Source organism: Citrobacter sp. BDA59-3, assembly GCF_015167655.1.
In the GTDB taxonomy this organism is placed as follows: Bacteria; Pseudomonadota; Gammaproteobacteria; order Enterobacterales; family Enterobacteriaceae; genus Phytobacter; species Phytobacter diazotrophicus.
In genome coordinates, this window is record NZ_CP063427.1 from 2,999,303 (window position 1) to 3,019,671 (window position 20,369).

Below are 20,369 nucleotides of genomic sequence, written 5' to 3' on the forward strand. Positions count from 1 at the left end.
CCGGGCCGATATCATCATCAGAGTTGCATCAATTTCTGCATCAGTTGATCGTAATAGCGCTCCGCGGTCCGCAGCCTCAGTAAACTGCCGAGATAGAACTCCCGGCGGGTCTCAGGGTACTTCCCGGCAATCACATCAATGACGTTATAAAGCCAGTCATCCCCGTGTTTGATATCAATGGTGATATGTTCCGTATAATATTTCACATCACGATCGATAAGACCCAGACGCAGACATCCATTTACCAGTTTTTCATACTGGGGCGGATCCAGCACCTCCGTCATAGCCATTACCCCAAGCAGTTTGTAATAGTGGCTGCGGTTAACAGAACCGATCATGAAGGCATTGTGTCCGGCCAGTGCTTCTGCCCCGTACATGTCGATATAATGGTTTTCTGGCAGTTTTATATCCTGCCGCGCCAGCACATCTTTATAGAGATTGACGTGCGTAAACACATTGTCACCATGCCCTATTTCATCCCACAGGTTTTCACTGATAGTACCGCGGGTTTCCGGCTGGGAGCCAATCAGCGTATAGGCAACCAGATCAAAGAAAATCAGATTAAGTGCGCTGTCGCTTTTGAAGAAATAATAGAGTTGCTCCGTTGAAGCATCCTTTTCCAGAAACTCAAAAAGGGGATGATGCGAAGCATTATGTGCATGCCACACCGTTTTTAAAAAATCACCATAACGCGGGGCTGAATTCACCTCTGCGGGTAGAGAAAGTTGCCCGAACTCATGTTCCAGCCATTCATTCTCGATGATTTTTTTAATTTCCAGCAACGCCGGGTCGTACTGCCGGGATGCAGGGGCGGAGAGCGGGTGAGCCAGAACACTCTGGTAAATAATAAAAAGGGCATGCTGGGCAATTTTCTGGTCCGCAACTGCGCCCTGATGATAGGCCCGGTGCGTTATGTCACGCAGTTTTTCGCTATCTGGTGTTTTATTCGTTTCACCATTGATATAGCTGAGCAGGCTCTGCGTGAAACCATACATATCTTCTTTAAAAGCCGGTTCGATCCTACGGATATTAAACATGCTGATTTCCTTTGTTATTAGGCGCACTAATTTTGCGGTTATCAGCAAAATGATTTTTGTGACTAAGATCACATTAAAAAAGCATATATTTTAACAATAAAAGCCTTTTAGGTTGCCGCTTACCTGGTATTGTTTTTCATGAAAAATTCAGCAAATAATAATATTGTTGTCACCAGGTGGCAGCGCCATTGTTTTATGATGATTGTAATTTATCGCTAAAGGCAGAATAAAATAACCGCGTAAAGTTCAAAGGAAGTTTCCCAATTTGATGAGCCAAATTTTGATTGTTATTAATGGCAAAATAACAATGTCAGTACTACGTTATTCAATTCTGATCGTAAAAGAACGACTATGCTAAATAGACAGATGATTTCCAGCACGTCCCTTTATGCTGGCCACTTCGCGCCAAAGCGGATATAAAATCCCTGCGGTACAGAATGAAGCAGAAGCCAGGTTTAGCGGCCATCAGCAAATTTCTGTCATCTGCGAAAGTGACTGTTCTATCACCTGAAACGAACCATGTTCTTCAATTTGTTCAGACAATTCAGAGCCGCGCGCATTATCCCTTAACTGGCATTTCCCGGACACAGTCTGAGTTCATGTGGCGCAGGCTCTGTCCTTTAAGTTCCAGAGCCTTGTATAGCCTCTTAACACGCTTTCCAATACATCATTGAGGCATACTGTTAAGCTTTTCTTTTAATCTCAATAAATTATCGTAATACTCACCGCCTTTCTTAACCCTCTGAAGTTCAAAATCGACCATCTGCCTGAAGGAGCGACCCTGCTTATTCACCGGGTTGGGATCAGCACCATTGTCCAGCAGAAAAAAAACCTTCTCAAATTCGGATCTAAAAAAAGCCTCGACAAGTGGCGTTTGGCCTAAGGAGTCTCGTGTATTGATATCGGCTCCCCGCTTGATTAGCAGCGCCAGAGGTGAATTACTTGTTGATTTAATTGCCGAAAAAATAAGGGCCTCATGATACACCTTATCCCTGGCGTTAGGATCCAGCCCACCATCGAGCATCGCCTTCAGCCAGATGTCCTTGTCAGCTTTTGCGGTAATTTCAGCAGGACTACCCGGCATATTCATTTGCGGCTGTAGAGGATCTGCTCCCGCGCGAACCAAATCCGTTATGATCTGCAATCGCTCAGGAGGGTTATTATTGTAAAAAGACTCATTCATTGCGAAAAATAAAAGTGTCAGCTCCTCGGCTCCCGGGCTATTAAGATCAGTATTTTTCGCCAGATGGAGAATGGCCTCACGATCTGCAGCCTGGATGGCTTTAGCCAAAACCAGTTGCGAACCCGTAAAATATTTTTCCGGTTCTATCTTTTTCATATCATTGCACGCCGATAACAGCACACACAGAAAAGAAAGCATAATTACGGATACACGTTTTTTCATGCTAACCCCTACTCCATGGTCATGTTCACAGGATATCGGCACACTGACAAACGGCAATAGAATTAACTGATTCAGCTATCGTCCTATAAGTTTTATTGGGAAATTGGTCGACATGGGAGGCGCTGAGTCTTCGCCCCCTCCCTCCATACATGCTCATAACAGACCTGACAATTCTCCAGTCTGTCTGTTTGAGGCGATTAAAAAATTTACTTCTATAAACCTTGTCTGCGTTTCCACTCATCGACCACATCGCCCAGATTTTTGGGGATATCATTGCGGATCCAGGCCATGAAATCACGGTCGAAACGGAAGTTTTCCCCGCACTGTTCCATCATGAAACGACGAACGTTTTGCGTGTTTTTGTAGTGTTTATCTATGGCTGTGGAACGGGTGAGCAATGCGCTATGCCAGTCAATTTTCAACGTCCTAACTCCCGGATTGTCTATTAATTAAAGAGTGGCAGCTTAGCTTTTGGGTTACCATTATGCGTCAGAAACTGCGCAATGGCCTCAACCACCCCGGCCGCCAGGGGAAGCGGAGATGTGACACCGGATTATCGCAATCGATGGCTGCGCCGAATTATGGTGCGGGCAATCGAGTATCACCCCTTGCCAACAGATCATTGAGACATGCTGTCTATTTTTTCTTTTAATTTCACTACATGATCATAGTACTCAGTACCTTGCTTAACCTGTTGAAGGTTCCTGTCCAGCATCTGACTGAAAGAACGGCCTTGCTTATTTACTGGATTAGGGTTCGCACCATGCTCGAGTAAGAAATAGACCTTATCAAAATCAGTGCGGAAAAAAGCGTCAACAAGTGGCGTCTCACCCAGGGTATCCCGCGTATTTATATCGGCTCCCCGTTCAATCAAAAGCGCAAGCGTGGCTGTATTTTTTGCACTTAGCGCTGAAAAGATAAGAGGAACATTGAGTAATTTATCCCGGGAATTAGGATCAAGTCCGCCGTCGAGAAGCGCTTTAAGCCATATATCTTTATCACCCATTGCCATCATTTGAGCCGGTGTGCCGCGTGCATTCGGTTGTGCTTGTTGGGGATCCGCACCTGCGCGTACAAGTTCCGTGACAATATCTAACCTTTTTTGAGGATTGCCGTTATACATAACCTCATTCAGAGCAAAAAGCAGCAGGGTAAAATGCTCGTTTCCCGGTGTATTCAGATCGGTTGTTTTTGACAGACGGATAACAGAGTCACGATCTGCCGCCTGGATAGCCTTAGCCAAAACCAGTTGCGAACCCGTAAAATATTTTTCCGGTTCTATCTTTTTCATATCATTGCACGCCGATAACAGCACACACAGAAAAGAAAGCATAATTACGGATACACGTTTTTTCATGCTAACCCCTACTATGCTCATAACAGACCTGACAATTCTCCAGTCTGTCTGCTTGAGGCGAATAAAAAATCTTCTTTTATAAACCTTGTCTGCATTTCCACTCATCGACCACATCGCCCAGATTTTTGGGGATATCATTGCGGATCCAGGCCATGAAATCACGATCGAAACGGAAGTTTTCCCCGCACTGTTCCATCATGAAACGACGAACGTTTTGCGTGTTTTTGTAGTGTTTATCTATGGCTGTGGAGCGGGTGAGCAATGCGCTATGCCAGTCAATTTTCAACGTCCCAACTCCCGGATTGTCTATTAATTAAAGAGTGGCAGCTTAGCTTTTGGGGTTACCGTTCTGCGTCAGAAACTGCACAATGGCCTCAACCACTCCGGCCGCCAGGGGAAGCGATGCGTTTGTATAAGCCGCATTATTCTCTTCCCTGTCATCAGAGTTCACCGCTTTAAGAACATGGTTTACATCCGGTAAAAGAACAAGGGTTGCTTTCGGGTTGGCTGCCTTAAACTGTCGGGCATCATATTCCGTTACCTGGAGATCGCGTTGCCCCTGTAATACCAGTACGGGTTTAGTAATACGCGCGATCAAATGAACTGGATTAAAGGAAAAAATGTCTATAAGAAATCCCAGCACCGCCGGATAAAATAAATGTTGCACAGCAGGATGCCTGTTCTGAACATTAACATGTCTACCCTGCTCCAGTTCGTTAATAACAAAAAACGCATCGTCCAGCAGAATTGCATTTTCCGGATTGGCTTTAAGCTGTTCTCTTAATACATCCCCCAGCGGGCGCGAAGGTGTTGCGACCAGCATTAAACCATAGACATCAGGTTCCTGCGCCGCCGCCAGTGCCACGACTCCCCCCTCACTGTGCCCGAGAAGCCAGATACAGGGAGTTTCCAGATGCTGTTGCAATACCGTTATCCAGGAACGTACGTCTTCTACATAATCACTGATTGTCACGGCATTGGCGTCCGTTACCGCCGCTGAACTGGCAAACATTCCACGCTTATCCACCCGCAACGTTGCGATACCTTTCAATGCCAGATTTTCCGCCAGAAGCCGATACGTTGACGCATTAACCCCAAGCGGATTATTACCATCGCGGTCAGTCGGCCCAGAACCGGGAATAATCAGAATGACCTGTTCTGGCTTCGCACAGGGGCTAAGCAAGGTGCCTTTGAGAGAGCCTTGCGGGCCGGGTGCTTCCAGCAATGTTTCATATATGGTGTTATGCATAACCAGGTGGGCCATATAGAGTTAGGGTGTAAAAAACACCAACGGCATTTTTTGTAATCCTTTGATTACAGGAATTAAAATGCAGACAATCCATATAGTTTTACTTTTATATTCGTGGTGATGCAAGATGATCACAAAACAATGTAACCAGAGGAAAAGAGACGTTCTGTTTGAGATACCTGATGAGTTTCTTTTCTTTCACAATCAAGGAGATTAAACTTATTTCACCTTAATCCGAGCACTCAGGTATTTCGTCTTGAATCGCATTGTTAAGCTGGCGTGCCCTGCGCTCTTATTTTCGCTATTTACGCTCTCCGGCTGCTCATTATCCCCGGCGATTCCGGTTTTAGGCGCAGCATTTCCCGGCTGGTTTTTCTGCTTATTAGGCGCCGCGCTGTTACTTATTCCCTGCCATATCCTGATTGTGCGTCAAGGATGGCAGTCGCGATTTTCTCCTCTGGTCTTCAGCTATCTGGCGCTGATGTTCCTGTTCGCCACGATTCTGTGGTTCCTGCTCTTCGTAAACTAGATCCCTATGACCCAATCCCGCTCAAGCGTTATCCGCAAAAAATGGCCCCTGCTGGCGCTCGTTCTCGCCGCGATCGTGGCGCTGATTCTGGTTATCTGGCAGCTACAAACCTCTCCGGAAACCAACGATGCCTACGTGTATGCCGACACCATCGACGTGGTGCCGGAAGTGAGCGGGCGGATCGTCGAGATGCCGATTCGCGACAATCAGCGGGTGAAAAAAGGCGATCTTCTGTTCCGTATCGACCCGCGTCCCTACCAGGCGATGCTTGATGATGCCAAAGCGCGGCTGACCACGCTTGATGCGCAGATTATGCTGACCCAGCGCACGATCAAAGCGCAGGAGTACAACGCGCAGTCGGTCAGCGCCGCCGTTGAACGCGCTAAAGCGCTGGTTAAGCAGACCACCTCTTCACGTATACGCCTTGAGCCACTGGTACCGCAGGGGTTTGCCTCGCAAGAAGATCTGGATCAGGCGCGAACGGCCGAAAAAGCGGCGCGCGCCGAACTGGAGGCCACCCTGCTGCAGGCGAAACAGGCTTACGCCGCGGTGACCGGCATCGATGCCATGGTGGCGCAGCGCGCGGGGATCCTCGCGCAAATTGCGCTGGCCGAGCTGCATCTCGAATTTACCGAAGTGCGCGCGCCGTTTAACGGCGTGGTGGTGGCGCTGAAGACGACGATCGGCCAGTACGCCTCGGCCCTTAAGCCGGTCTTTACCCTGCTGGATGACGACCACTGGTACGTGGTGGCGAACTTCCGCGAAACCGACTTGCAGAGTGTGCGACCCGGCGTTCCGGCCAGAATCACCGTAATGACCAACCATGGCCGCACCTTCGAGGGCGTAGTCGACTCGGTCGGCACCGGCGTTCTGCCCGACGGCGGCAGCGTCATTGAAGGCCTGCCGGTCATTCAGAAGAGCATCAACTGGGTCCATGTCTCCCAGCGCTTCCCGGTAAAAATCGCCGTCAAAGATCCCGACCCGAGCCTGTTTCGCATGGGCGCTTCCGCCAGCGCCGTTCTCCAGCCGCAATAAGGAGACGGCATGCAAAGCTTGTGGCCGTTTCTGACCCGGGAACTCCGCGATGCGCCGGGGCGGGCGAACTATACCCTGCGCCTGACGCTCAGCTGTGCGGTGCTGATCGTGCTGTTTATGACGCTGCATATTCCCTTCCTCGCCGTGGCGCTGATCGTGGTGTTTTACGTTAGCCAACCTAACGTCCTGATGATTAAGCTGGTCAGCGTGGTTTTCGTGGTGACCGTCAGCGTCGCCCTGGGCGGCGTACTGCTGATTATCAAGTGGACCTATGACTATCCGCTGATTCGCCTGGTCGCCTCGGTGATCCTGTTCTTCTGCGCCATTTACCTGATGCGGGTGCTCGGCAAGCTGGGGCTGGCGTTTTTCGTGGTGGCGCTGGCGGTCATCTACGCCCAGACCTTCCCGTCGATGACCAGCCAGAGCGAAATTCTGGTACGCCTGCTGCTGTGGCTATGGGTGGCGATCAGCACCGCCATTCTGGTGACGCTGCTGGTCAACGCCTGTTTCCAACAGGCGTTCCCCGGCTATCAGTTTAAAGCCCGGCTGGTGGTCATGCTGCGCCAGACGTCGCGGATTCTTAGCCAACCGGATGGCGGGGCGCAGCAACCCTCCTTTAAAGAGATCGCCGTCCAGTTTAACCAGTTGCAGTCCCTGTACCAGCAGGCCGCGCGCGCCACGCCGGAGATTGCCGCCAGCCCGCAGGCCTGGCAATCGCTGATGGCCGCCGCGCTGCGCTGCTACCATTTGACGGCGCTGCTACAGCCGGGCCGCGACCATCCCGATATGCGCCAGCGGATAGCCCGCGAGCTGAACGCGCTGGCGGATAATTTGCCCAGCCCCACGGCGGTGGATATTGAGCCGTTGAGGGTCCCACGCGATAGCGATAACGGCGCCATTTTGCAGGAGATCGCCGGGGTGCTGGCGCGGCTGGCGCGCGGCGAAGCCATCGCGTTACCGCAGGGTGAAGTGGAAAAAGCGCCGCTGCTGCTGCCAGACGCGTGGTCCAATCCGGCCTATCTGCATTTTGCCCTGAAAACGCTGCTGGCGACGCTGCTGTGCTACGTTTTCTATACCGCCGCCGACTGGCAGGGCATCCACACCATTATGCTGAGCTGCGTCATTGTCGCCCAGCCGGGTCTGGGCGCTACCCTGCAGAAAACGTGGCTACGCATCGGCGGCGCGCTGCTGGCGACGCTGATTGCGCTGCTCCTGATTGTCTTTGTGCAGCCCTGGACCGACTCGCTGAGCGGCCTGCTGGCGATGACCCTGCCGGTGTTCGCACTGGCCGCGTGGATTGCGGCAGGGTCAGAGCGCATCGCCTACGCCGGGATCCAGATAGGTTTCACCTTTGCGCTGGCGTTCCTCAGTTGGTTTGGCCCGCTCAGCAACCTTACCGAACTGCGCGACCGGGTTATCGGTATCCTGCTCGGCGTGCTGGTCTCCTCGATTGTACATCTCTATTTATGGCCGGATAGCGAAGCCCCGCAGCTCAAAGCGCGTCTGGCGCAGCTTTATCGCCAGCTGGCGCAGACCCTCTTTTCAAGCGACGATGAGGTTCAACTGGTGCCGCTCTTTGCCGCGCTGACCGAGAGCGAAACCTTAATCAACCGGGTAGCCGCCGAGCCGCTGGGAACCTACGCCCACCCGTGGCCGGAAGCCAAAAACTGGCCGGTGCGGGCGACGTTCCATCAGGCGGAAGAGATCCTGCGCCTCAGCGAAGGCTATCGTCTGTACGCCGCGGCGGGGGATACTTTTTTACCCCGCTGCGCCCGGCGGCTTGAAGGCTACGCTGCCGATATCGACGCGCGGCAAACTGCCGTAGAACGCCCTCAGGCGCTTCTCCCGGACCCGGCGAATCCATTTGGCGCGCCGCTGGTCAACGCGCTGGCCGCCCTGCCGGCGTGGCCATTTGCGTCTTCCGATATTCCGCGACAGGCAATGCAATCATGATTAAAACCTCCACTCTCCCACGCGCCGCGCGATCCCCGGTGTTTGCCTTCGCCCTGACGCTGTTAACCGGGTGCGCATTAATTCAGGACGATCCCGGCCAGGTTCCGCTGGTCAACCCGCAGCAGGCCGAGCTGGCGCAGGTGATCCATCTGGCGAACAGCGGCTGGCCAACGGCGCGCTGGTGGGAAGGCTATCAGGATCCGCAGCTAAATATGCTGGTCAATCGCGCGCTGCAGAACTCCCCCACCATGCAGGCGGCGCGGCTGCGTATTTCGCAATCGCAGTCCACGGTCGAGCTGGCGCAGTCGGCAATGGGCGTGCAGGCCACCGCCGTGGCGGCGCAAAACCGTCTGCGGGTCACCAATAAACAGTTCACCTGGCCCTACTCCTTCTCTCTGCCGGTGGATAAAAACGGCCCCTGGTATACGTTGAATACGGTCGGCGTAGGGGCGACGCTGAATATCGATTTATGGGGCGCCGACCGCGCCCGCGTCGCCGCCGCGATTGGCGAAAAGAACGCCCGCCAGGCGGAGACCGCCGGTATCGAGCTGGATCTCGCCAGCAGCGTCGCCCAGCTCTATTTCGCAATGCAGGCAACCTTCCAGAAAATCGCATTACTTAATGAGCTGGAGGCTATCGGCAGGCTCTCGGTGCAGGCGCATGAGCATCGTACCGCGCGCGGCGTTGAGGATAGCGTCGATGTCGCCAACGCCCAGGCGGAGCTACTGGCGGCGCAGCAGCAGGTGATTACGGCGCAGGGGACGCTGACGCAGTACCGGGAAACCCTGCGGGCGCTGATCGGCGCTGATGCGCATAGCATGCCGGAGATCCACCCGGTGGCGCTACCGGCGCTGCAGGAGACGCTCCCGGATTCGCTTTCGTTTGAATTGCTGGCCCGCCGCCCGGATCTACAGGCCCTGCGCGGCTACGTCAGCGCTTCGATGAACCAGGTGGACGCGGCAAAAGCGGCGTTTTACCCGCACTTTGATATCAAGGCCTTCTGGGGCTACAACGCGCTGAGCGTCGGCGATCTGTTTAAGTCCTCATTCCAGCAGATCAACCTGCTGCCGGGGCTCTATTTGCCGCTATTTGACGGCGGGCGCTTAAACGCCAGCCTGAAATCGACGCGTACGGCGAGCAATATTTTAATTAAGCAGTACAACCAGGCGGTGCTGGACGCGGTGCGCGACGTGGCGATCAGCTCCAGCCAGTTGAACGATTTGAACCAGCAGGCCGCGCTACAGCAGCAGAAAGTCGCGGCGGCGATGATGACCACCCGCAGCGCCAGCGCGCACCATCAGCGCGGACTGGTCAGCTACTATGCGGCGCAGGAGGCGCGTCGTCCGGCCATCGCGCAGCAGCTTTTGCTGCTGGATATCGAGGCCCAGCGGCTCAGCACCGATATCACCTTGATTAAAGCCCTGGGAGGCGATTATCGCGGTCCACAGTCTGCCAGACAGTGATAAATGGAAACAGAGACGTTCAGCGCGTCTTTTTATGAGCAAAAATTGCCGATTTTTTGGAACCAATATGCTCATGGCGGTAAATTTGATAAATCATAAAACTAAGAATAAAGGGAAAACCATGCTGATAGAGCAAGCACCACAGCTTGAAACCGAGCGCCTGATTTTAAAGCTCTATACGCTCGAAGATTTCCCGGCGCTATTTTAAGGACTAAATATGCAAATTGAACTCAGTTTTCTTGAAAAAATCGTCAATACAAAGAAGATGCCCTGGCCATCTGATACAGGACACTATCGGCGCTGTGTCCAAAACGAGAATGTACTACCGTGCTTGCTTTCTCAGGCAAAAGTGGTGTGTAACTTTATCCATATCACATAAAGCAACAAAGCCGGCTCGCTCATAAAAAGTGAATGCCGATGATGGTGCGTTTGTGTTGATAAAATCAAACCAGAGGCCAGCATCTTTTAGTATTTCACTGAGCAAACCGCTGCCAACATGATTTCTTCTCCATGCCGTGTCTACATAGAGATGCCGCAGACGTCCGGTGCCAGTTATTTTCGTAAAGGGATCGATGTTAAGTCCACACACGCCAACAATGAAATCATCAGCATAAGCCCCAAGCAGTTTTTCTCCGGGCATGTCAAAGCGGTTCTGTCCGTTTAGCCAATTTTCTTCCAGTCGGTGTAACATGTTAAATCCTTCAGCCATGCTCTTTAATTTTAACTCCGTAAACCCTGGGCTGGCCGGGGTAATGTTTGTGAATTGGATATTCATGAGCCGTTCCAATGATTTCGGTTTGCATGACTTGGGCAGAATTGACAGCGCGTCCAGGGGTAATCTGCCGTGCCCGGATGTCCCCTGGACGCCAGGAGCGGCCCTAAGGGCATTAAATGAGTATGGATATTTTAAAAAATTCGGGTAACTGACAGGTTGCCCCGGAAACGAAGCTAAAGCGGCGCAACGTTCTCCACTACATGCTGGAAAACGTAAGGATCGGAAAGTAGTTCAAATTCTTCGTCACTCGGGTACGTCACCGCTACGTGATAGCTTTCTCCGGCAAATGCCTTAACCGACTGCAGATCCTGCCAGTAAGTCGCCAGGAAAAAATGCTCCCAATCCCCCTGGGTTTCTCTACGCACAAAAGCGCCTCTGTTCCCAGATATGCTCTTTGAATGTTTTACACCGGTATTCTCAAGGTGTTTCGCAAAAGCTTCAGCATGTTTTAGCGGAACACAACCGTGCCAGGTCCTTACAATCATTAGTGTTTCCTCTTTTCGTGGTAAGAATGTCACCATACCATCGAAAGTTACTTTATGGCGTATTTTCCAATGAGTATGCCTCGTCACTCAAAAGCTCATTATTGGGATAAGCCAGCTTCCCTCTTCTTGTATGTCCGCTCCTCGCTCAGAGCCGCCGTTCCAATATCTCGATTTTACACTAACTACGCGCAGAGGGGCCTGATACCCCTCGTTTACCAGATAACGGTATCCTTCCCTGGTCATCTGACTTTTTCTGGTTGTGACCCCCGGCAAGTTTGCTGTCACAAAACCTCACGCAACCAGGCATCCACCTCCTGCACAAGGCGCAGGGGATTGTTGCCCTGACAATGGGCGTCAGCGCCCGTTTCTGCATCCAGCATCGTTAATCGCTTATTCGCCGACGGAATGGCGTTGTGCCATTCGATGCTCTGCTGCTTCCATACGACACCCTCCTGGCCGCCAACAACAGTGAGAAAGGGAACATTAACCTTCGCGGAAGCGGCGGTGGCGCTTTGCCACTTATCGGCCAGGGCTGTCAGGTTAGCGACGCCAGCCTTCCAGAGCAGAACTTGCATATTGCGGTGGGCTGCATCCGATGGAGTGTGCGTTTCTTTCTTCGTTGCTCCGGCAGCGGCAAGGAATAATTCTTCGGGACGTGAGAGCGCGGGTGTCGCGACAATGGCCGCAAGACGTGGTTCTTCCGCTGCCGCACGGCAGGCGAAATAGCCCCCGAGGCTCATGCCGAGCATAGCCAGCTTTTGTGTATTTACGCCGAAACGGGCAACCAGAGTGTCGATCACTGCACCGATCGGTCGTTCAATTTCAGCTTCCCAGTACAAGCTCTGTTCTGCCACCAACCCCTGCCCCGGCAGATCGACCAGAGCAACCGCATAGCCGCGTTCCAGATAATAGCGCCCCTGTGACAGAAAACGGTCCTCGTGGCAGGTATCCGCGCCACCGATAATCAGGATTGTCGGTGCTGCCTGGTCGTTTGCAGGGAAAAAATGGCCCGGTAATTTACCGCCGGAATAAGCGACCTCAAAGCGCGTTGTCGGTAAGCCCAACTCTTGCATGGCCTGATCGAACAACTCCTGGCCTTTGCGAAACAAAGCCGAAAAATATGCGCCCGGCAGGACGAACTGCCACGCTGAACGGTAGCAGGCAAACGCTTTAAGACGGGTTTCACCGGCTGCGCGCATTACGCCCTGTCCGGCCCAGCGCTCTGCCTGTGCCGTGAGCACCTCACCTTGCCGCTCGAAGGCCTGTGTCCAGGTGTCAGGGTTACCGTCCTCAATGTGCGACGCAATATGAAAGGCTTCGCCCACCGAAAGCCCGCCCGTCGGCCCCCAGCCCAACGCGCCGAGGAAGAATAAATCCATATTCGGATCGGCAAAGCGGTAACGCTGGGTAAGACGCGCTGTCGAGTAGTCGCCGCGTAACGTGCAGTTTTGTTCGGTCATGATGGTTGTTCCTTTTTGGTTCGGAGCAGATCGTGTGGCGAAGGCGCTGTTTTGGATAATCTGGAAAAGTGAGGCCACTGACGAACCGTTTCACGTGCGTCGATTTGTTTAGTGAGTCCATCATTCTGATCACCGGCTGGCCAGCATTTGCTTACGGGATTTCCTCCGGAGAGAAAATGCGTCTGCGACAAAAGGGACTATAAGGAACTGGCAACCGGTCGTCATTGCGAAGAAATGACAAATTATTATTCAATCTTGCCACATGGCGAGACGTCTGAGCATAATGGTTGGATGCCAATACTTAATCAGTCGCTGGCCGGTGCCGACTGGATCGACCCGGATACGCTCCCTCGCCCAATTGTAACAATGGGCTTTCTCCTCACTGACCTGAATGGGTTTGAGCTGGAAGCGCATGCCCACCAGAAAGGGCAGGTCATCTTTGTGCAAAAGGGCGCGCTGAGCTGTGAGGTTGCCGGAGGACTATGGATTGTGCCGCCGGGCAGCGCGATGTGGATACCCGGAGAGATCGCTCACAGTCTCAAGGCTGCGGGTGGCCTGGAGGGGTACAACACGTTCATTGCGTCAGAGTTAGCGGCGGGCTTGCCTGCAACGTGCTGTGCCATATCGGTAACGCCTCTGCTGCGCGAATTATTGATCCGCTCTGCGCACCTTCCCGCTTTTTACCAACAGGGTGGAGCAGAAACCCGTCTTTTTGATGTGATGATCGATGAACTCACCACAGCCCCGCCCGAGAACCTTCACTTACCAATGCCTGTCGATACACGTTTGCGCCGGATGGCGGACCTGATGCTTCAATCGCCAGCAGAAAAAGGAACGTTGAGCGACTGGGCAAAGCGGCTTGGCTTCAGTGAGCGAACGCTTGCGCGTCTGATAAGCCGACAGACCGGTATGAGTTTTGGCCGCTGGCGACAGCAACTCACGATCATGCTCGCTGTCGAATGGCTTGCAAAGGGAGTATCGATCCAACAGGTTGCCGGTTCGCTCGGCTACGAGAGCGTACCAAGCTTTACAACTCTTTTTCGCAAATTACTGGGAACATCTCCGGGGCGTTACATGGCAGAACGCCACCGGAATGCACAACTAATGAAGCGCTGAGCAGATCTGTGGCGCGAGTTTCATCCATTACAGGCTGGTTTCGCTGGCATCCCGACTTTATTGTCAAAGCTTATTAGGGTTGTCTAATCGGAAGCTCATCAGGAATGTCCAATAGTTGAGATGACTGCTTTGTGCCATGAGCGGATGTTCAACGGAATTACTAAAGTTGAAGCGTCTGGAGCAGGTCATATCTGATTTTTGTCATCACCTAAACATAAAAAACCCCGCAGTACCCACACGCAAGAAATGGATGCTAATTCACCCGCTATTTGTCGCATGGCTGCGCATTGTAATTACTAGAATGGGAAGGCTTACTAACTGAAGGAGTAGAAAATGGCAATTCAAGGAATTGGAAGTACAACTTCGCTATTGAACACCATCGATAGAAAAACAGAGCTGCAACAGACTTTCAAAAATCTGATGGCAAAAGCGACTGATAACCTAAACGCTATGTCGTCAGACAAGGCGCAAGCTTCAACCATGAGCAACGGCGCAACACGATCGAGGACTGCGGTACAGGAAGACATTTTACGCTATGCACAAGCTAGCTCTCAGGATGCAGAAAGGCTCGCTCATGATATGGCTTATAGCCGCAGTGATATCAGCTATGACCTGACAGAGTCGATCAAGACCAACAGGATGGAAGATATCAAACTGGCTTCAACCGGCGAAAAAGTTGGCGATGACTACAAGCGTCAGTTTTACCATAATGCATCGAAAATGGATGCTCAGCGGATGCAGATTTACAATACCGAGAAGGCAAAGGGCACCGACCCTGTAATCATCCTGAGCAAAATGATTGATTTCACGAATTCCCAATCAAGGGACTACCTTGCTGCGACTGGGTGGCTGGCATAGATAACGCCAAAAAAGCCAGTCATCGTGGCTGGCTCTTTCTTACTCTGCGCTAACACCAGCTTCTTGCTTTGGCCTCCTGATATACTGCTACTGGCAGATTTGTGCCAGGCGCGGACATTGCTGATATTGTTACATTCGTGTCAATGGGGCACAGCGAAAAACAGTAAGTCAAAATTATAAAAGCGATGAGTACAAATTTGGTTGTGAGGCTAAGATTATTCCTCATAAAATAAATAAATTCCAAAATGTTAAGGGCTAAATATGCAAATTGAACTCAGTTTTCTTGAAAAGATCGTCAATACAATATTCCTTGAAATGAAACGGCGTGGCATGGATAGTGTTCCGCTAGATGAAGATTTTTATTGGAATATCCCATCGGAATCCCTTTTTGACCCATATAATGAGCCGAATCAATTAGATATAGGCCAACTGGCAGAAGACTACGAAATATTAAGGCTTGCTCATTCGCAGCACAGTCTGGTGAGTCATAATTTAAAAAATGTCTCAGCATTAATGAGATTTTTATCGGAAAAATATCCATTTTGAATGCCAAAGCTGTGCTAAGTTCCTTAGTAGCATAGTTTTTTATTAAATTTCTGGGATAAGATTTAATGATTAATAAGCAGTGATCCAGTAACCGAGCCTGATAATTTGTGGCTTGCTGTTCGCCAAGTAACTCAACTTCCGCTCCTCGCTCAGAGCTGCCCCGGTTTTTCCTGAGTTATTGCTGTATTACAAGTGAACGCTGTTTAAATGACCTGACAGCAGATCCAGTGAAAAATTAACAAAGTGCCTCTGACAGGTGCAGGGCAATTCAAACAGGCGTTTTCATGAAGAAAGGTCATCCAAAATTAATATTGGATCCATACGAGTGGCTACCTGCATATGGTGAGTCAAGGGTATCGTTCCGCTCTGTTGGACTGGATGTAATACTTGATATTGATTATGAAAAAGAAATTGTCGTAAATAACGAAGAGATTGTGCTGGCTTTAAGGCGGGAGATTACGTTCAACAATGCTCGATGTTTCATCCGGGAACCGTTTCCTGGAGGGGCTATTTTTGAGTTTGATGATGCTCAAGGTGAGTTCGGGCTAGGTAAGTTGACGGAGTTTATGGATTCAGAGTGGTTGAGAGATAACCTGAAAACATGGAGTCGCGTGTCGAGTCATAGATCGCCGATGTTCAGGCATTTCAGCATTCAGTTTTTATCAGAAAATATTACTTTTGACTTGCTGGCTGTCGATGTGTATTTATCCGATGAGCTGCCAAGCAGTTGATTTTGTTTTGTTATGAAATCAAGCAGAACTGCTATAGTATGGCCTCATCCTGGATATCAATGACACCATTGAAGTTATATCGTGCGCACTTTAATCGACAGCTTTTATCCCAGAGCAGGCATGTCCGCTGTTCGCTCTAAGCAGACCAAGCTACCACTCCGGTCTGCTTCTTGCCAAATGAGAACTTTACTATGCCCCAGTGATTCCTTAGCAGGGTCTGGTTTATGTAATGGCCTTTATATCATTCAACACGAGCGCTGATTGGTGTTATAGGCGGTGAAGCCACCTCACGCTCTGCGAAATGATCGGGGTGTGTTGGTAAGCAAGGAAAGTAAGACCGGGCAGTTAAAAAGACCACTAAAGCGGTCTTTTTTGCAGACAGGACCTCGACGTGTATGCTCAGATTAAGCTTTGCAGCCCAGTATTTCATCTACTGTCTTTTTAGAATAGGATTGTTGTATGGCTTTACCCGTTTTTTCGTCTATTCGATAAAACTGTCCTATACAAGCACGACCATTACGATCTACTTTATTTCGCAGTTCATACAATGCACCTTTTTCTGGTTTAAACCAGCCCGAATTTAATACACATATCGAACCAGGTGTTGGAGAAAACGATGACGATATTGATGTCATACCTTCTGATGACACTTTGAACTCATAATAATCAAGCGGGTATCCATCTTGGGGTAAATCTGCTTTTTTATATCCTTTGTCAGTTATTGGTGACTTGCGTTCTGGTGAATTTGGATCTCGCAGTTGGCCATGAATCGATGTGGAGTTGTCGCATGTGCTATGGGTGACTACACGGGTTGAGTCAGTAAAACCCAAGACTCTAATCTTCGCGGTGTCCGGACCAGTGGGTTCTATATACATATCCGATTTCGGCCACGGTGCTTTGATAGCAGGTACACAACTGGCCAAGAATAGTGTTGCAATTGCTAATGTTATTACTTTCACGCCAATTCCTTTTTAATTAATTTTGCTAGCCATTTAAAAATACAATCAATTTCGTAATCATTTGTTGATTAAAATCATATTGCTATATAAGGCTATTCAATCAGATCCCGCTTAATTGAATACGATTAATTCATTACCAGACTGTGTATCAGTTATTTTCTGGTGTTTGACGGAGCTACCTCAACATCCGCTCCTCGCTCATAACGGACCTTCAGATCAGTCAGTTTGACCGCTCCGAGCCAACAGCGGACGCTGCTACTCCCCTGGCACGCCATGAATCCATTTACGGTGCGGCTCATTCATCTTCCTATACAAATGGCACGAACGGAAAGATGTCACTCCCCCTCCTCCTGTATATCTGCATCCACACAGAGTCATTAAGAAAGGGAGGCATAGAGATGCTCAAAGGTAAAAGAGCGGTTATTACCGGTGGAGGTGGAGGATTTGGCCAGGCGCTGTGCGTGTGGCTGGCCCGAGAGGGTGTTGAGGTGGATTTTTGCGCGCGGCGGTCTGAGGATATTCAAAAAACCTGCCGCATCATCACTGCTGAAAGCGGCATTGCAAAAGGGTATATCTGCGATTTAGCCCGACCTGAATCCGTTTCTCAGTTTTCTTCACAGCTTTTAACCTCAGACAAGCCCATAGACATTTTAATTCTCAATGCCGCTCAGTGGTTGTCAGGCAGGCTAGACGATCAGCCTGACACAGAAATTATTAATACCGTCAGTTCAGGTCTGACAGGTTCGATCCTGTTGACTCAGGCGTTGCTGCCTGGGTTAAGACGTTCAGACAGTGCTGATATCATCTCAATAATATCTTCATGTGGCGTCCCGAATTTTACGGACTCAATTGCGCATCCCGCTTTTTTCGCCAGCAAACACGGTCTCAGCGGGTTTACAACTAAACTGTCACAGCAGTTGTCTGAAGAAAATATCCGTGTTACCGGGCTGTATCCGCCGGATTTTGAACTTACGGGGTTAGAGACGTTTGTCGATGGTCAATCCAGAATGGGGGAACGCCTGTTGAATGGACGATCGGTCTGGGAAACGATTCGTTTCGTGCTGACTCAACCGCGCAGTTGCCATATCAGCAGCATCTACTTTCAAGGTCCAACGCGCGAGGAACTGAGTGACCGGTCAAACGCCTGAGGCTAAGGTTTTCCCATGACAGCCTTGCCTAATCACGCAGCGAAAAGCTCATTAATAATGATGAATAAAAGTTGTAGCTCAACCCCTGTCACAGGGTTGAGCCACTGGTTATTTATGCGTCGTGCTGAGTCACCGTTTCGGGTTGTTGCAGCAGCGACCGTACCGTCTGATGGCGGTGCCAGTACCAGGCCAGCACTTGCTTGAATCTCTCAATCTCTTTCTTCAGGCCCGGCAGAGGAATTTTGCTGCGTTTTTTGCCGTGGGCGTTCGGCTGCACATGTTGTACGTGCAGGGTATCCCGGCCAAAGTTTCTGAGGACGTTGATATTTTTAACATTATCCCAGTCCAGCAGTTCAGCCGTTTTCGGCAACACAATGCCCTGCCAGGTGATTTCGACCTGCGAACCGTCTTTCAGCGTAAAGGGAACATTCGGGAAATATTTAAGGACCAGCGCGGTCTCTTCTTCTCCCGTGGGCTGATAGCGCCAGGCCAGGCTCTCTTCATGCGTAGACGAGAAATCACGCTCATATTTCTGCCAAAGCTGCTGTTCGATGTTGTCGGCAACGGGCATTAAATCGACCCAACTCTCCGTCGGGAGTTCCGCTGCCACCGCAGCATAGGCGGTTTCTTCGACGGAAAAACCAACGTTACGCATCCTCTCAGTCAGCGGTGGGTGTGAATCAAAGGGATGCGGCACATTATGTTCACGCATGGCACTGATAAAACCGGGCGAATTTACATGTGCAGGCAAACCGGCGGCGATGGTTTTGCGGATCCCCAGTTCACTCTCATGCAGCGCGTTATTGGCAAACAGATCCCTCTCAACTTCATAGCGATAACTCGCATACGCTGAAATTTTGATCAGGGATTCGATGATCGCGGCAGGTGAAATGAGCGCGGAGGCATTGCTATCGGCAACGAACTCACGTTCGCGGCTGTTGCGTTGCCATGCCAGTTCAAACAGCATGCGATACAAATACAGCGGATAGTAGACGATGAGCGTGGCCACATTCTCGCTCATCAGGGCAATATAGAGATCGAAACGGTGGAGCTTCGGCCCCAGTAACGCGCCCGATGCCGTGTCCCCTTCATGCAGGTGAGTCAGTTCATGAACCATGACGCCATCAGCCTGCGCAAGCGTCAGTTGGCGCAACAGCGGAATACTGACATAGAGTTTGCGGCCCGTTAGCAGATGGTCATTAACGCGCAGCGGTGCTTCTGTAACGTAGAAATTGGCGTCGATACCAGCAATAACATGGTCCGGCGGGGTTGTTCCTACTCTGGCAGCCAGCGCATCAATCCGTGACCACAGTGCAGGGGCGGCTTCGCGGCTCACGACTTCACCTTCGATATTCTCCTCAGGCGGGAGCTTTTTAAAGATGCCTTTGATGATGTAGTAGATACCCGCCAGCACCATCAATCCGACTAATATAACCAGTTTTGGATAGTAGGTTTGCGTGAAGAAGGCGGTTCCCCAGAAAGAGAGCCAGACCAGCATCACCCCTTGAACAATCACTTCAAGTGAACCTGCTAACATCAGGAATGGCCGTGCCAGCATCAGGCTTAACAACTGGCTCTTACGGTTTCTGAAGGCCAGTGCGCTGAATAACACGATCATCAGCAGTACAAAACAGCCGGCAATCAACGTCCAGAATGCAACGTTGTCAATCATGTAGAACTGCCAGAGTTCAGAACCTGGTGCGCAGACCGCTTTTTTATAGTTGAGCAGATCTTCGGTAACCGGGCCGCAAACGCTTGAAGGCGGATTCTCTTGCAGGAACCCGGCAAGTTTCCCGGCATCCTGGTGTTGTTTTTGTGCATCCTCAATAAAGAATTGCGTGTATTCCTGATTGAGTGATCTATTCCCGTACTCAGCAAAACCTAATGTGATCGCTGGTATAAGAAACAGGGTTAACAGTAGCCAAAAGAGTACTTTTGTATAACCCATTTTCAATTCCGTTATGCTTTTCAACGTTATTAACTCATCCACTGTTTGTAATGGGAAAAACTGCTTTCGCGGAGATTACCGGAAGGAGTTTACTGTACAAGTTAAAGAGGAAAGTGCCCTCTTGCTATGCTTACACTATTTTACAAATGGTAGATTCTGATTGTAAACCTACCTTTGTTAGTAATGGAAACAGGAAAGTTATTTTCAGCAGCAATTCCAGTTTGGGATGGGCACAATGGTTTCTGTATTAAATTAAGGCCTCAGAAAAAATCAGGGAAATATCTGATTTGGCCGTAACGTTGCTGAGTAAGCACC

At 50.5% G+C, this 20,369-nt stretch carries 20 protein-coding genes; 9 read left to right on the forward strand and 11 right to left on the reverse strand.

Annotated elements, in window-relative coordinates:
* Positions 1-17: 17 nt before the first annotated feature.
* The 6 genes from IP582_RS14055 to IP582_RS14080 form a co-directional block, all read right to left on the reverse strand.
* Complete coding sequence (locus IP582_RS14055) at positions 18-1,037, reverse strand: iron-containing redox enzyme family protein (protein ID WP_193793557.1); 1,020 nt, start codon at positions 1,035-1,037, stop codon at positions 18-20.
* A 667-nt stretch (positions 1,038-1,704) separates the two neighbouring features.
* On the reverse strand, positions 1,705-2,442 hold the full coding sequence (locus IP582_RS14060) for an ankyrin repeat domain-containing protein (RefSeq protein WP_193793558.1): 738 nt from the start codon (positions 2,440-2,442) through the stop codon (positions 1,705-1,707).
* A gap of 212 nt (positions 2,443-2,654) precedes the next feature.
* Entirely contained in the window at positions 2,655-2,864 is a 210-nt protein-coding gene (locus tag IP582_RS14065; protein WP_108701167.1) for a DUF6434 domain-containing protein, read from the reverse strand.
* A 197-nt stretch (positions 2,865-3,061) separates the two neighbouring features.
* On the reverse strand, positions 3,062-3,799 hold the full coding sequence (locus IP582_RS14070; protein ID WP_193793559.1) for an ankyrin repeat domain-containing protein: 738 nt from the start codon (positions 3,797-3,799) through the stop codon (positions 3,062-3,064).
* A 76-nt stretch (positions 3,800-3,875) separates the two neighbouring features.
* On the reverse strand, positions 3,876-4,085 hold the full coding sequence (locus tag IP582_RS14075; RefSeq protein WP_193793560.1) for a DUF6434 domain-containing protein: 210 nt from the start codon (positions 4,083-4,085) through the stop codon (positions 3,876-3,878).
* A gap of 42 nt (positions 4,086-4,127) precedes the next feature.
* A complete protein-coding gene (locus IP582_RS14080) occupies positions 4,128-5,048 on the reverse strand; it encodes an alpha/beta hydrolase (RefSeq protein ID WP_228007896.1) in 921 nt (306 codons plus the stop codon).
* A 256-nt stretch (positions 5,049-5,304) separates the two neighbouring features.
* Here IP582_RS14080 and IP582_RS14085 point away from each other — a divergent pair, with 256 nt between their 5' ends.
* From IP582_RS14085 to IP582_RS14100, 4 genes are read left to right on the forward strand one after another with little or no spacing between them, the layout of a single operon-like run.
* On the forward strand, positions 5,305-5,577 hold the full coding sequence (locus tag IP582_RS14085) for a YtcA family lipoprotein (protein ID WP_193793562.1): 273 nt from the start codon (positions 5,305-5,307) through the stop codon (positions 5,575-5,577).
* 6 nt (positions 5,578-5,583) lie between these two features.
* The gene (mdtN, locus tag IP582_RS14090) at positions 5,584-6,612 is read left to right on the forward strand and encodes a multidrug transporter subunit MdtN (protein WP_193793563.1); all 1,029 of its coding nucleotides are present in this window, start codon (positions 5,584-5,586) and stop codon (positions 6,610-6,612) included.
* 9 nt (positions 6,613-6,621) lie between these two features.
* Positions 6,622-8,565, forward strand: a complete 1,944-nt coding sequence (locus IP582_RS14095; protein WP_193793564.1) for an FUSC family protein — start codon at positions 6,622-6,624, stop codon at positions 8,563-8,565.
* Positions 8,562-10,028, forward strand: a complete 1,467-nt coding sequence (locus IP582_RS14100) for an MdtP family multidrug efflux transporter outer membrane subunit (protein WP_193793565.1) — start codon at positions 8,562-8,564, stop codon at positions 10,026-10,028. Before IP582_RS14095 ends, IP582_RS14100 begins: the two co-directional genes overlap by 4 nt.
* Before the next feature lie 322 nt (positions 10,029-10,350).
* On the opposite strand, the gene IP582_RS14105 is transcribed toward IP582_RS14100, so the two are convergent.
* The 3 genes from IP582_RS14105 to IP582_RS14115 form a co-directional block, all read right to left on the reverse strand.
* Positions 10,351-10,803, reverse strand: a complete 453-nt coding sequence (locus IP582_RS14105; RefSeq protein ID WP_193793566.1) for a GNAT family N-acetyltransferase — start codon at positions 10,801-10,803, stop codon at positions 10,351-10,353.
* A 173-nt stretch (positions 10,804-10,976) separates the two neighbouring features.
* Positions 10,977-11,288: a hypothetical protein gene (locus IP582_RS14110; RefSeq protein WP_193793567.1), complete on the reverse strand. Its 312-nt coding sequence runs from the start codon at positions 11,286-11,288 to the stop codon at positions 10,977-10,979.
* Between the two features lie 281 nt (positions 11,289-11,569).
* Positions 11,570-12,748 (reverse strand): S9 family peptidase, encoded by a 1,179-nt coding sequence (locus IP582_RS14115; protein ID WP_193793568.1) that lies wholly within the window; start codon positions 12,746-12,748, stop codon positions 11,570-11,572.
* Positions 12,749-12,982: 234 nt separating this feature from the next.
* Between IP582_RS14115 and IP582_RS14120 the strand changes: the two genes are divergently transcribed.
* The 4 genes from IP582_RS14120 (at position 12,983) to IP582_RS14135 (ending at position 15,999) form a co-directional block, all read left to right on the forward strand.
* Entirely contained in the window at positions 12,983-13,864 is an 882-nt protein-coding gene (locus IP582_RS14120; protein WP_228007897.1) for a helix-turn-helix domain-containing protein, read from the forward strand.
* Positions 13,865-14,197: 333 nt separating this feature from the next.
* Positions 14,198-14,722, forward strand: a complete 525-nt coding sequence (locus IP582_RS14125) for a hypothetical protein (RefSeq protein ID WP_193793569.1) — start codon at positions 14,198-14,200, stop codon at positions 14,720-14,722.
* 261 nt (positions 14,723-14,983) lie between these two features.
* Complete coding sequence (locus IP582_RS14130) at positions 14,984-15,268, forward strand: hypothetical protein (protein ID WP_193793570.1); 285 nt, start codon at positions 14,984-14,986, stop codon at positions 15,266-15,268.
* Between the two features lie 284 nt (positions 15,269-15,552).
* Positions 15,553-15,999 (forward strand): hypothetical protein, encoded by a 447-nt coding sequence (locus IP582_RS14135; protein ID WP_193793571.1) that lies wholly within the window; start codon positions 15,553-15,555, stop codon positions 15,997-15,999.
* Positions 16,000-16,403: 404 nt separating this feature from the next.
* Here IP582_RS14135 and IP582_RS14140 read toward each other — a convergent pair whose 3' ends face one another.
* Complete coding sequence (locus IP582_RS14140) at positions 16,404-16,958, reverse strand: hypothetical protein (protein WP_193793572.1); 555 nt, start codon at positions 16,956-16,958, stop codon at positions 16,404-16,406.
* Positions 16,959-17,356: 398 nt separating this feature from the next.
* On the opposite strand from IP582_RS14140, the gene IP582_RS14145 reads away from it, so the two are divergent.
* A complete protein-coding gene (locus IP582_RS14145; RefSeq protein WP_193793573.1) occupies positions 17,357-18,106 on the forward strand; it encodes an SDR family oxidoreductase in 750 nt (249 codons plus the stop codon).
* Between the two features lie 112 nt (positions 18,107-18,218).
* On the opposite strand, the gene IP582_RS14150 is transcribed toward IP582_RS14145, so the two are convergent.
* Positions 18,219-20,054 carry a M48 family metallopeptidase gene (locus tag IP582_RS14150; protein ID WP_193793574.1) on the reverse strand — a complete coding sequence of 612 codons (1,836 nt, stop codon included), beginning with the start codon at positions 20,052-20,054 and terminating at the stop codon, positions 18,219-18,221.
* Between the last annotated feature and the right edge of the window lie 315 nt (positions 20,055-20,369).